General features: G+C 71.2%; 12 protein-coding genes. 7 read left to right on the top strand and 5 right to left on the bottom strand.

All coding sequences use genetic code 11. The features are described from left to right. Nucleotides 1-118: 118 nt before the first annotated feature. A complete protein-coding gene (locus DEI89_RS07505; protein WP_110903434.1) occupies nucleotides 119-907 on the bottom strand; it encodes a class I SAM-dependent methyltransferase in 789 nt (262 codons plus the stop codon). A 44-nt stretch (nucleotides 908-951) separates the two neighbouring features. Here DEI89_RS07505 and DEI89_RS07500 point away from each other — a divergent pair, with 44 nt between their 5' ends. Next, entirely contained in the window at nucleotides 952-1,698 is a 747-nt protein-coding gene (locus DEI89_RS07500; RefSeq protein WP_110903433.1) for a phosphoglyceromutase, read from the top strand. A gap of 57 nt (nucleotides 1,699-1,755) precedes the next feature. Here the strand turns inward: DEI89_RS07500 and DEI89_RS07495 are convergent, their stop codons facing one another. Further along, on the bottom strand, nucleotides 1,756-2,298 hold the full coding sequence (locus DEI89_RS07495) for an AAA family ATPase (RefSeq protein ID WP_110903432.1): 543 nt from the start codon (nucleotides 2,296-2,298) through the stop codon (nucleotides 1,756-1,758). Between the two features lie 120 nt (nucleotides 2,299-2,418). Next, the gene (phoU, locus tag DEI89_RS07490; protein ID WP_110903431.1) at nucleotides 2,419-3,090 is read right to left on the bottom strand and encodes a phosphate signaling complex protein PhoU; all 672 of its coding nucleotides are present in this window, start codon (nucleotides 3,088-3,090) and stop codon (nucleotides 2,419-2,421) included. A 146-nt stretch (nucleotides 3,091-3,236) separates the two neighbouring features. On the opposite strand from phoU, the gene DEI89_RS07485 reads away from it, so the two are divergent. After that, nucleotides 3,237-4,403 carry a cell wall metabolism sensor histidine kinase WalK gene (locus tag DEI89_RS07485; protein WP_110903430.1) on the top strand — a complete coding sequence of 389 codons (1,167 nt, stop codon included), beginning with the start codon at nucleotides 3,237-3,239 and terminating at the stop codon, nucleotides 4,401-4,403. Further along, nucleotides 4,400-5,080: a response regulator transcription factor gene (locus DEI89_RS07480; RefSeq protein ID WP_110903429.1), complete on the top strand. Its 681-nt coding sequence runs from the start codon at nucleotides 4,400-4,402 to the stop codon at nucleotides 5,078-5,080. The genes DEI89_RS07485 and DEI89_RS07480 overlap by 4 nt, the downstream gene beginning before the upstream one ends. A 112-nt stretch (nucleotides 5,081-5,192) precedes the next feature. Here the strand turns inward: DEI89_RS07480 and DEI89_RS07475 are convergent, their stop codons facing one another. Continuing rightward, on the bottom strand, nucleotides 5,193-5,762 hold the full coding sequence (locus DEI89_RS07475; RefSeq protein WP_110903428.1) for a hypothetical protein: 570 nt from the start codon (nucleotides 5,760-5,762) through the stop codon (nucleotides 5,193-5,195). 205 nt (nucleotides 5,763-5,967) lie between these two features. On the opposite strand from DEI89_RS07475, the gene DEI89_RS07470 reads away from it, so the two are divergent. The 4 genes from DEI89_RS07470 to rlmB all read left to right on the top strand — a co-directional run bounded on the left by DEI89_RS07470 (nucleotide 5,968) and on the right by rlmB (nucleotide 10,275). Further along, nucleotides 5,968-6,450, top strand: coding sequence for a CarD family transcriptional regulator (locus DEI89_RS07470; RefSeq protein ID WP_017888066.1), 483 nt, complete (start codon nucleotides 5,968-5,970; stop codon nucleotides 6,448-6,450). A gap of 58 nt (nucleotides 6,451-6,508) precedes the next feature. Next, nucleotides 6,509-7,744, top strand: coding sequence for a 2-C-methyl-D-erythritol 2,4-cyclodiphosphate synthase (gene ispF / locus DEI89_RS07465; protein ID WP_258368822.1), 1,236 nt, complete (start codon nucleotides 6,509-6,511; stop codon nucleotides 7,742-7,744). Between the two features lie 73 nt (nucleotides 7,745-7,817). Beyond that, nucleotides 7,818-9,227, top strand: a complete 1,410-nt coding sequence (cysS, locus tag DEI89_RS07460; RefSeq protein WP_110903427.1) for a cysteine--tRNA ligase — start codon at nucleotides 7,818-7,820, stop codon at nucleotides 9,225-9,227. Nucleotides 9,228-9,255: 28 nt separating this feature from the next. Beyond that, a complete protein-coding gene (gene rlmB / locus DEI89_RS07455; RefSeq protein WP_110903426.1) occupies nucleotides 9,256-10,275 on the top strand; it encodes a 23S rRNA (guanosine(2251)-2'-O)-methyltransferase RlmB in 1,020 nt (339 codons plus the stop codon). 314 nt (nucleotides 10,276-10,589) lie between these two features. Here the strand turns inward: rlmB and DEI89_RS07450 are convergent, their stop codons facing one another. Continuing rightward, nucleotides 10,590-11,876: a DUF4032 domain-containing protein gene (locus tag DEI89_RS07450; RefSeq protein ID WP_110903425.1), complete on the bottom strand. Its 1,287-nt coding sequence runs from the start codon at nucleotides 11,874-11,876 to the stop codon at nucleotides 10,590-10,592. Nucleotides 11,877-12,013 lie beyond the last annotated feature (137 nt).

Here is a 12,013-nt window from a genome sequence, read left to right as displayed (position 1 = left end):
CTGCAAGACACCGGTGTTCGTCCGTCGCGCCGTGACCGTCCGCGGCGCGTTCGACGAACACCGGTGTCCAGCCGTGCCTCCCGGCCGGCCGCGATGTGGACCGCCGGAGCCGGGTGCGTCAGGCGGGAGCGACCGCCGACCAGGGGACGCTGAGCTCGCCCAGCCGCCAGCGGCTCGTGCCGTGCAGGACCGGCCAGCCGCGGTCGCGCATCCCGCGGACCGCTGCGATCCAGCGCTGCCGCGGGCCGTAGGTGCCGAGCGGAGCGGCGACCGCCCAGGCCAGGTCGAGGTCGCGGAGGAACGCGTGCACCCGCTCGCCGGGGACGTTGCGGTGGATGAGCGCCTTCGGTAGCCGTTCGGCGACGATGCTCGGGACGTCGAGTCCGGCCAACCGCAGCGCGACGGTGAAGGTGTGCGGGGCCTCCCGGTCGAGCGTGACCCACGAGGCGACCCGACCGACCTCGTTGCAGGTGCCCTCGACGAGTTGCCCGCCGGGTTGCAGCCGGTCCTGCATGATCCGCCAGGACCCGACGACGGCGGACTCGTCGTACTGCCGCAGGACGTTGAAGGCCCGGATGACCGCGGGTCGTCGGCCGCCCGGCGTCGGGGTCTCGAAGCCGCCGAGCCGGAAGGCGACGCCGTCCCGCGTCCCGGCGTTCGCGAGGGCGACCCGCGACGGCTCGATCTCGATCCCGGTGACCTCGACGTCGGGTCGGACCTGGGCCAACCGGTCGCGGAGCTCGAGCGTCGTGGTCGGACTCGCGCCGTAGCCGACGTCCGCGACGAGGGGGTCGTCGGTCCGCCGGAGGACCGGGAGGGCCGCGATCCACCGGTCCACCCTGCGGAGCCGGTTGTGCCCGGTCGTCCCGCGGGTGACGGTGCCGATCGGCGAGGAGTTCCCGGGCATGGGACCAGGGTACGGGTGGAGCACTGCTCGGTAGACTCGGCCGCATGACCTCCACGCTCGTCCTGCTCCGTCACGGCAACAGTGACTGGAACCAGAAGAACCTGTTCACCGGTTGGGTCGACGTCCGGCTCTCCGAGCTGGGTGAGAAGGAGGCGAAGCGGGCCGGCAGTCTCATCGCCGAGTCCGGCATCGTCCCCGACGTCCTGTACACCTCGCTGCTGACCCGGGCGATCCAGACGGCCGACATCGCCCTGCTCGAGGCCGACCTGGCCTGGCTGCCGGTCAAGCGCGACTGGCGCCTCAACGAGCGGCACTACGGCGACCTGCAGGGCAAGGACAAGGCCCAGACGCTCGAACAGTACGGCGAGCAGCAGTTCATGGAGTGGCGCCGCTCGTTCGACGTCCCGCCGCCCCCCATCGCGGACGACGCCGAGTGGTCGCAGCACGGTGACCGTCGCTACGCGGACCTCGGCGACGAGCTGCCCCGGACCGAGTCGCTGAAGCTCGTCATCGACCGGCTGCTCCCCTACTGGGAGTCGGACATCACGAAGGACCTCGGCGCGGGCAAGACCGTCCTGGTCACGGCGCACGGCAACTCGCTGCGGGCACTCGTGAAGCACCTCGACGGCATCTCCGACGACGACATCGCGGGTCTCAACATCCCGACGGGCATCCCGCTCGTGTACGAACTCGACGACGACTTCCGGCCGACCAAGCCGGCGTACTACCTCGACCCCGAGGCCGCCGCTGCCGGTGCGGCTGCGGTCGCTGCCCAGGGCGCCAAGAAGTAACAGCAGCGCCGCGCGACACGACGGTCCCGTCCCTTCGGCGGGGCGGGGCCGTCGTCGTCACGCGAAGTGCGACGCGATCTCCTGCACCAGGACGCCGACGTCGTACGGCCGAGCGGTGTCGATCCGCACGACGGGGCCGACACCGACCGGAGCGGCGGACGCCTCGTGCTCGTCCCAGAACGCCAGGATCTCCGCGAGGTCCCCGTGCACCTCGTGCCGCGTCGGCAGCGTGCCGGGCTCGTACCGGTCGCGGAGTCGTTCCTCGGCGGTCGCACGGTCGACGTCGCACCACACCTCGACGACGCGCGGCGACCCGGCGGCGGTGAGTCCGGCCTCCAGGAAGGCCCGGTCACGCGTCGGCAGCAGGACGGCGTCGACGACGACCCCGTTCTCGACCGCTCCGGCCATCGCCCAGACCGTGTCCATGGCGATGCCACCGAGCGTGCGCGAGGGGATCATGGGTCCGGCGATGTCGGCCAGCGGTTCCTTCACCCGGTCCTTCGACAGGAAGGGACAGCCGAGCACCTCGGCGAGGGCGGCGCCCACCGTGCTCTTGCCGGAACCGGGCATGCCGTTGACGATGATCGCGACCTGGGCCATGCCTCGATCCTCCCACCTCCGCGAAACGCAAGGTGGGCGGCTCCCCGCAACGGAGTACCGCTGCGAGCAACCGCCCACCTTGCGTGTTGCGGGACCGACCCTGAGGGCAGCCCGCCGGCCTCAGGCCGGGGACGTCGTGACGTTGGCCGCGCCGGCCCAGTCGCCAGTCGCCAGGTACTCGACCTTCTTCGCGATCGAGACCGCGTGGTCGGCGAACCGCTCGTGGTACCGGGAGGCCAGGGTCGCGTCGACCGTGTCGACCGGCCCGCCCTTCCACGCCTCGCCGAGCACGAAGTCGAAGACGCTGGCGTGCAGCTCGTCGACGGCGTCGTCCTCGTCGCGGATCTCGGCGGCCAGGGCGATGTCCTCGGTCGCGAGCAGCCGCGTGAGCTTCTGCGACATCGCGACGTCGTGCGCGCCCATCTGCTTGAAGGTGCCGCGCAGGCCCTTCGGGACGACCTTCTCGGGGAAGCGCTGACGCGCGAGCTGGGCGATGTGCTCGGCCATGTCGCCCATCCGCTCGAGCGACGAGCTGACACGCAGGGCGGTGACGACGACCCGGAGGTCGCGGGCGACGGGAGCCTGGCGGGCGAGGATGTCGATGGCGACCTCGTCCAGGGCGGACGCGGCGGCGTCGATCTTCGCGTCGTCGGCGATGACCTCCTCGGCGAGGGCCACGTCCGACTCGCTGAACGCCTCGGTGGCTCGGGTGATGGCGGACTCGACGAGCCCGGCGATCTCGGTCAGACGCTCTTGGACGTCCTGGAGCTCCTGCTGGAACACTTCGCGCATGGGGGAGGGCCTCTCTCTGCGTACCGGACGAGTGTCGTCAGCCCAGGTGAACGGTCGGTGACCTGCGGCTGAACGGTTCGCGATCCGGCCTGCTCCGGGGCGTGAACGGCGTCCGAACCGCGTGTGACCACTCCTACACTGGCGGCATGGACAACGCGTGGCTCGTGCCACTGTCGATGCTCCTCGGCGGTGTGTTCGGCGCGGGCGTCGTGGTGCTGATCATCACCGCCGAGCGCACGGCACGTGCAGCCGACGTGGCGGAACGGAGCCTGCCGGACGGGGTCGCCGCCGTGATCGCCACCATGCACAACCCGGCCGTGGTGGTGGACCCCTCGAACACCGTCGTCGCCGCGTCGCCGCAGGCGCTGGCGGTCGGTCTGGTGGTGCGGCGGAAGCTCGTGCACGACGAACTGGCGGCTCTGGTCGACCGGGTCCGGCGCAGCGGGGAGATGGGCGCCGAGGACCTCGAACTGCCCCGCGGCGGTCGGGGTGACGTGATGGGCTACCTCAGCTTCCGCGCGGCGCAGCTCGGCAACCGGTACGTGCTCGTCACGGCGGACGACCTGACCGAGAGCCGGCGCATCGACGAGGTCAGGCGTGACTTCGTCGCCAACATCTCGCACGAGCTCAAGACCCCGATCGGGGCCATCGGCCTGCTGTCCGAGACCCTCGTCATCGCAGCCGACGACCCGGCGCACGTCCGGAAGTTCGCCGCACAGCTCGTCACCGAGTCGGAACGGCTGGGTGCGCTGACGAAGGACATCATCGAGCTGTCCCGGCTGCAGTCCGTCGACGCGCTCGAGGCCAGCGAGGAGACCGGTATCGACAAGGTCGTACAGGCCGCGATCGACGGCAACGAGGTCGTCGCCCGCGCCCGGGGCATCGAGTTGATCCGTGCCAAGAAGTCGAAGCTCCGCGTGATGGGAGACCCGGGCCTGCTCCAGGTGGCGGTGTCGAACCTCATCGCGAACGCCGTGAAGTACTCCCCGGACAACACCCGCGTCGGCGTCGGCGTCCGCGGCACCAAGGGCTTCGTGGAGATCGCGATCACCGACCAGGGCGTCGGCATCCCGGAGGCCGACCTCGACCGCGTGTTCGAACGGTTCTACCGTGTCGACCCGGCCCGCTCCCGTGCCACCGGCGGCACGGGGCTCGGTCTGGCGATCGTGAAGCACATCGTCAGCAACCACGGCGGTGACGTCCGCGTCTGGTCGCAGCCCGGCAAGGGTTCGACCTTCACGATCCGCATCCCCGAAGCCGACCCCGAACTGACCACAGCACTCGAAGAGCAAATGGAAGAGCAGCCATCGTGACCAAGATCCTCATCGTCGACGACGAGCCGGCACTGAGCGAGCCCCTGGAGTTCCTGCTGCAGCGGGAAGGGTACGAGACCGCCGTCGCGGCCGACGGCGTCACCGCCCTGTCGAAGTTCGACTCCGAGAACCCGGACCTCGTCCTGCTGGACCTGATGCTGCCGGGTCTGTCCGGCACCGAGGTCTGCCGGCAGATCCGCACCCGCTCGAACGTCCCGATCATCATGCTCACCGCGAAGGACTCCGAGGTGGACATCGTCGTCGGGCTGGAGCTCGGCGCCGACGACTACGTGACGAAGCCGTACTCGACGCGTGAGCTGCTCGCCCGCATCCGTGCGGTGCTCCGCCGCCGGACCGAGGACGACCCGGGGGACATGGGCATCCTGCAGGTCGGCGGGATCCGGATGGACGTCGAGCGGCACACGGTCTCGGTCGACGGGTCCGAGACGCCGATGCCGCTCAAGGAGTTCGAGCTCCTCGAGCTGCTGCTCCGCAACGCCGGTCGCGTGCTCACCCGTGGGCAGCTCATCGACCGGGTCTGGGGCTCGGACTACTTCGGCGACACGAAGACGCTGGACGTGCACATCAAGCGGATCCGCTCGAAGATCGAGCGCGTCCCGAGCACCCCGGAGGTCCTCGTCACCGTCCGCGGGCTCGGGTACCGCATCGAGGCGTAGCCGCCACCAGGACGGCAGACGGACGGGAGGCCCGGGGGCGGTTCATCGGAACCGGCCCCGGGCCTCCCGTCGGGCGCTGCTGCACCGCGCGGTCGTGCACGGCACGCTGCGGTCAGTTCGTGCCGTTGTCGCCTTCGGAGGAGTCCGTCTGCGAGCCGCTCTGCGTGCCCGGAGCCGAGGCGCCGCCGGTCGGCTCGCTACCGCTGTTCGACGGCGAGGTCGGCGTCGACGTCGGGGTGGGGCTCGGTGCGAGCGTCTGGTACTGCTCCTGCCCGCTCGTCAGGACCGGCACCGTGGCCGAGGCGCCCTCGGCACCGTCGTAGGAGAAGTACATCTTCACGAGCGAGCCGGGCTTCACGCTGACGTCGTCGAAGTCGACCGTGTCGTGCTCGCCGTCGTCCGCGAGGACGGTCGTCGAGTTGCCGGCGACCTCGACGGTCTGGTCGTCGCCGTCCACCTCGAGCGTGACGGTGCGGTCGCCGTTGCCGGTGTTGACCAGCGTCCCGACGAACCGGGCGTCCTTCCCGCTGTCGGAGATGAGCAGGGCGTTCCGCACGTCGATCGTGCCGGTGGACACATCGACACCGTCGGTGATCTGACGGATCTCCTGGGTGCGGGACGGCGACAAGAATTCGCAGCCGGTCGCACCGAACGCGATGGTCGCAGCGACGGCGACGGACACGAGTACCCGAGCTCGCAAGAGGTTCCTCCGGAAGTTCACGATGGCGGACCGAGCGGTCCTGGCGATCATCCTACCCAGGCCCCGGTGGGGCCGGAGGTCAGGGTGGGCAGCGCCCGGGCGGGTCCCGCGCGGGCCCGGGGGTCAGGCTCCCCTTACCCGAACGTCCCCTGTGGTAAACTGGATGTCTGGGAACGGAGCCTGATACATGCAATTCGAGGTCGGCGAGACCGTCGTCTACCCCCATCACGGGGCGGCAACCATCTCTGAAGTCAAGACTCGCGTCATCAAGGGCGAGGAAAAGGTCTACCTGAAGCTTCGGGTGACGCAGGGCGACCTGACGATCGAGGTCCCGGCGGACAACGTCGACCTGGTCGGCGTCCGCGACGTGATCGGCAAGGAAGGGCTCGACAAGGTGTTCGAGGTCCTCCGGGCACCGTTCACGGAAGAGCCCACCAACTGGTCGCGCCGCTACAAGGCGAACCTCGAGAAGCTCGCTTCGGGTGACGTCATCAAGGTGTCCGAGGTCGTCCGCGACCTGTGGCGCCGCGATCAGGACCGCGGCCTCTCCGCGGGCGAGAAGCGGATGCTGGCCAAGGCGCGCCAGATCCTCATCTCTGAGCTGGCCCTGGCCGAGAAGACCGACGAGGACAAGGCATCGACCGTCCTCGACGAGGTCCTCGCGTCCTGACGCCCGCTTGCGCACCACCACGAACGACACGACGACCGCACCGGCGCAGAGCCCAGCTCTGGCAGCCCGTGCGGTCGTCGTCGTTGCGGCAGGGTCCGGCACCCGTCTCGGCATCGGCACCGCGAAGGCGTTCGTCCCCGTCGCCGGGGAGCGCATGCTGGTCCGCGCGTTGCGGACCGTCCTGACCCTCCGAGAGCCGACCCTCGTGGTCGTCGTCGCGCCGTCCGACCGGATGGACGAGTGCCGTGCCCTCGTCGCCGACGTGGCCGGTGCGGCTGCGGCGTTCACGTCGGTCGTGCCGGGAGGCGCGGATCGCCACGCGTCGGTCCAGGCCGGGCTGGCCGTGCTGCCGGACTCCGTCGAGACCGTGCTCGTGCACGACGCAGCGCGGTGCCTCACGCCGGCGTCGCAGTTCGAGCGGGTCTTCGCCGCGGTCGCCGGCGACTCGGCGGACGGGCCGGCGCAGGGTGGTGTCGGCGTGGTGCCGGCGCTTCCGGTCACCGACACCGTGAAGCGCATCGCCGGGGACGTCGTCGTCGAGACCGTCGACCGTTCGGCACTGGTCGGGGTGCAGACGCCGCAGGGCTTCCCGCTCGCCGCACTCCGTCGGGCGTACGCCGTCGCGGAGCGGGCCGAGACCGACGACGCCGGGGTGTTCCAGGCGGCCGGCGGTGTCGTCCGCACCGTGCCGGGCGACCCGGACGCGTTCAAGATCACCACGCGGTGGGACCTCGGTCGGGCCGAGGCCGTCGTCGCCGAACGAGCGGCCGCCCGCACGCTCGACGGGCGGGCGGGGTCGGACGTCCCGGTCGGGTCCGACGTGCGTGTCGGGTTGGGTGTCGACGTGCACGCCTTCGACCCCGCCGTGCCGTGCCGTGTGGGAATGCTCGACTTCCCCGGCGAGCCCGGCCTCTCCGGGCACAGCGACGGGGACGCCGTCGCCCATGCGGTGTGCGACGCCCTGCTCTCGGCCGGTGGCCTCGGGGACATCGGGAGCCGGTTCGGCACCGCCGACCCGGTCTTCGCCGGCGCCGCCGGGGACGTCTTCGTGCGGGGTGCCGTCGCACTCCTGCAGGGCGCCGGACTCGAGCCCGTCCGCGTCACCGTCCAGGTGATCGGCAACCGCCCGCGTATCGGTGCCCGTCGTGACGAGATGCAGGACGCCCTGGCCGCCGCGGTCGGCGCTCCCGTGGCGGTGTCCGGGACGACGACCGACGGCCTCGGCTTCACCGGGCGGGGTGAGGGGCTGACCGCGATCGCGACGGCAGTAGTACGATCCGCGCCCGCGCCCTGAGACCGTCGCCTCGTTCTCCACAGGCTCCGGGTGGCCCCGTGTCACCGCGGGTACGGCCCTCTAGGCTTGTCGCGTGACCGTTCGCCTGTACGACTCCCGCGCCGCCGACGTCGTCGACCTCGTGCCCCTGGTCGACGGACAGGTCAGCATCTACGTCTGCGGCCCGACGGTGCAGTCGTCGCCGCACATCGGGCACCTCCGGTCCGCGCTGGTCTACGACATCTGGCGTCGCTGGCTGAGCCACCGCGGGTACCGCGTGACCCTGGTGCGGAACGTCACGGACATCGACGACAAGGTCCTCGACCTGGCCGCGGGCACCGACGAACCCTGGTGGGCGCGGGCGTACCGCGTCGAGCTCGAGTTCACCGCCGCGTACACGGCACTCGGCATCCTGCCGCCGACGTACGAGCCCCGCGCGACCGCGAGCATCCCGCAGATGCAGGACATCATCACGCGGCTCATCGAGCGCGGGCACGCGTACCCGGCCGCCGACGGCAGTGGTGACGTGTACTTCGACACCGCGAGCTGGCCGGAGTACGGCGCGCTCACCCGACAGCGACGTGACGACATGGTCGACGCCACCGATGCCGATCCCCGTGGCAAGCGTGATGCCCGGGACTTCGCACTCTGGAAGGGCAGCAAGGCGGGGGAGCCCTCGACCGCGAGCTGGGACTCCCCGTGGGGTGCGGGTCGTCCCGGGTGGCACATCGAGTGCTCCGCGATGTCCCGGCGCTACCTCGGGCCCGCGTTCGACATCCACGGCGGTGGCCTCGATCTCCGCTTCCCGCACCACGAGAACGAACTGGCGCAGTCGACCGCTGCCGGGGACGCCTTCGCGTCGTACTGGTTGCACAACGGACTCGTGTCCGTCGCTGGGCAGAAGATGTCGAAGTCGCTCGGCAACTCGATCTTCGCCGCCGACTTCCTCGAGTCCGCACGTCCGGTCGTCGTCCGCTACTTCCTCGGTGCCGCGCACTACCGCTCGACGATCGACCACCACGACGGGTCCCTGGCCGAGGCCGAAGCCGCACTCGACCGCATCGACGGCTTCCTGTCACGGGCCGCCACGCGCCTCGAAGGGGTCCGGCTGAGCGACGCTCCGGCCGTTCCGCAGGGGTTCGCCGACGCCATGGACGACGACCTCGCGGTGCCCCAGGCGCTGGCAGTGCTGCACGAGACCGTCCGGTCCGGCAACGCCGCACTCGACGCCGACGATGCGGAAGCGCTCGGGGTCGCGTACCATCAGGTGGCTGCGATGGTCGAGGTGCTCGGCATCGACCCGCGTGCACCGCACTGGTCGGGTGGTGGGCACGACACCTCCGCAGCACCGCTCGCCGCCCTCGTCGAACGCCTCGTACAGGAGCGCGCCGACGCCAGGGCCGCACGGGACTTCGCCACGGCCGACCGCGTCCGGGACGATCTCGCAGGCGCGGGCATCACGATCGAGGACACACCATCCGGAACACGCTGGAGCATCGCCTGAACACGGCAGTGCCGAACAGGAGAACTGCATGAAGAACGTCTCGGGGAGCAAGAAGGGTCGTCCGGGCGCTGTCCGTGCCGGCCGCAAGGGCAACAAGCAGGTCGGCTCCGGCGGCCAGGGCGCCCAGGCGCTCGAGGGTCGCAAGCCGACCCCCAAGGCCGAGGACCGCCCCTACCACCCGGCCGGCAAGCGCAAGGCCGCGAAGGAGCGCTTCGAAGCGGCCCGCACGCGTCGCGGCGGCAGCAGTGCCTCGGCACCGCAGACCCGCACCGGCGGTCGTCCGCCCGCGCGGAAGACCGACGACAGCGAGCTCGTGACCGGACGCAACTCGGTGCTCGAGGCGCTCCGTACGAAGACGCCCTCGACGACGCTCTACGTCGCGGCCCGCATCGAGGTCGACGACCGCGTCAAGGAGATCCTGACGCTCGCCAACCACCGCGGTGTGCCGATCATGGAGATCATGCGCCCGGAGCTCGACCGCATCACCGGGCACGACAGCGTGCACCAGGGCGTCGCGCTCAAGGTGCCGGCGTACGAGTACGCCGTGTCCGAGGACCTGGTCGAGCGGGCGTTCTCCCGCGACCAGGTGCCGCTCCTCGTGGCCCTCGACGGCATCACCGACCCGCGCAACCTCGGAGCGATCATCCGCTCCACGGCGGCGTTCGGCGGGCACGGTGTCATCGTGCCGCAGCGTCGCTCGGTCGGTGTGACCGCGTCGGCGTGGAAGACCTCCGCCGGTGCCGCTGCACGCACACCCGTCGCGATGGCCCCGAACCTGACGCAGACGCTCAAGTCGCTGAAGTCGATGGGCCTGTTCGTGCTCGGACTCGACGGGGACGGCGACGTCGAGCTCGACGCCCTCGAGCTCGCCGACCGGCCGATCGTCATCGTCGTCGGTTCCGAGGGCAAGGGCCTGTCCCGCCTGGTCACCGAGACGTGCGATGCGATCGTGTCGATCCCGATCTCCAGCGCGACGGAGTCGCTCAACGCCGGCATCGCCGCGAGCGTCACCCTGTGGGAGGTCGCGCGGCGCCGTCGCTCCGCGTAGCGCGCACCAGACGACACCCGGGAGGCCCGGTGCCGGTCCACGAGACCGGCACCGGGCCTCCCGTCCGTCTGCCCGTCTGCCCTCCCGCCCGTCGCCCGCGAACCCGTCGCCGAAGTCGCACGTCCTGCCGCCCGGCGGGCCGGGAGGCGGCAGGTTCTGCGACCTCGGCAGCGAGCGCTCGCCATGTCTCGCGACCTCGGGCTCGCCCGGGACGGCCGCGTGCCGACGTCGCACGTTCTGTCGTCTCTCCGGTCGGCAGGCGGCACGTTCTGCGACCTCGGCGCTGCACCGGCGGCACGTCGTGCGACCGCGACTCAGACCGACGCGCGCCAGTCGTCGACGTCGTCCTCGTCGTCGTCCAGGGGCAGCGCGATCGACGACGTCGGCGGGTTGATGAGCGTGCGCTCGTCCCGGCGGTGCCGCAGCACGTCGTTGATGTACGCGGTGGTGGCCTCGGGCAGGGAGACCGAACGCTCCTCCTGCTGGGACATGAACCACCGGTGCTCGAGCAGCTCGTGGAACACCTCGGCCGGTTCGAGTCGCCCACGCAGGTCCCGGGGGATCGCACGGACGACGGGCTCGAACACCCGCGAGACCCACTCGTGCGCGACCATCTCCTCGTCGAGTTCCTCGCGGCCGTTGCGGGCACGGTAGGCGTCCAGGTCGTTGAGCAGTCGTCGGGCCTGGTTCTCCTCGGCGTCGAGCCCGGTCAGGCGCAGCAGTCGGCGCTGGTGGTGGCCGGCGTCGACGACCTTCGGCTGGATGCGGACCTGGGCGCCGGCCTCGGCCGTGCGGATCGACAACTCCTCGATGTCGAAGCCGAGCGCGTTCAAGCGCTCGACCCGGTCGTTGATCCGCCAGCGCTCGCCGGCGTCGAACTGCTCCGGGCCGGTGAGCTCGGTCCAGAGGGTGCGGTACTGGGCCACGATCCGGTTCGACACGTCGACCGGATCGGCGTTCTCGTCGAGCCGTCCGCCGGCCTCGAGGTCCAGCAGCTCCCCGGCGATGTTGACGCGGGCGACCTCGAGGTCGTTCTCACGCTGCCCGTTCGACAGGCCGCCCGGGTAGAGCTTGCCGGTCTCGGCGTCGACCAGGTAGGCCGCGAACGAGCCGGCGTCCCGCCGGAACAGCGTGTTCGACAGCGAGACGTCACCCCAGTAGAAGCCGATGACGTGCAGGCGGACGAGCAGGAGCGCGAGCGCGTCGACGAGCCGCGTGGCGGTGTCGGGCCGCAACGTCTGCGAGTACAGGGCGCGGTAGGGGAGCGAGAAACGCAGGTGCCGGGTGACGAGGACGGGCTGGAGTTCCTCGCCCTCGCGGCCGACGCGGTTCGTGATGACCGCGACCGGGTCGACGCACGGGACGTCCATGCGCTGCAGGGTGCGGAGCATGTCGTACTCGGAGCGCGCGAGTTCGGCGCTGGTCTCCTTGACCGCGACGACGTAGCCGCTGAGGTGCACGAACCGCACCAGGTGCCGCGAGATGCCCTTCGGCAGCGCGACGATCGTCTCGTCCGGCCAGGCCTCGAGGGGCAGGTCCCACGGCAGGTCGAGCAGGCCGGGGTCGACGGTGGCGGCGGTGATGGTCATGGAGTCGGGCACGACGGGTCCTCAGGTGCTCGGCGGTGGGTCTGCAGGACGGGAGGCGCGGTGCGGGCCGGCACCGCGCCTCCCGTCCCACAGGGGGAACGGCGGGAGCCCGCCACCCGCCTGGTGCGGCGGCTGGCGGGCTCCCGGTG

Origin of the sequence: Curtobacterium sp. MCBD17_030 (genome assembly GCF_003224255.1) — a bacterium.
Classification (GTDB): domain Bacteria; phylum Actinomycetota; class Actinomycetes; order Actinomycetales; family Microbacteriaceae; genus Curtobacterium.
This window is presented reverse-complemented; position numbering and strand designations above follow the sequence as displayed.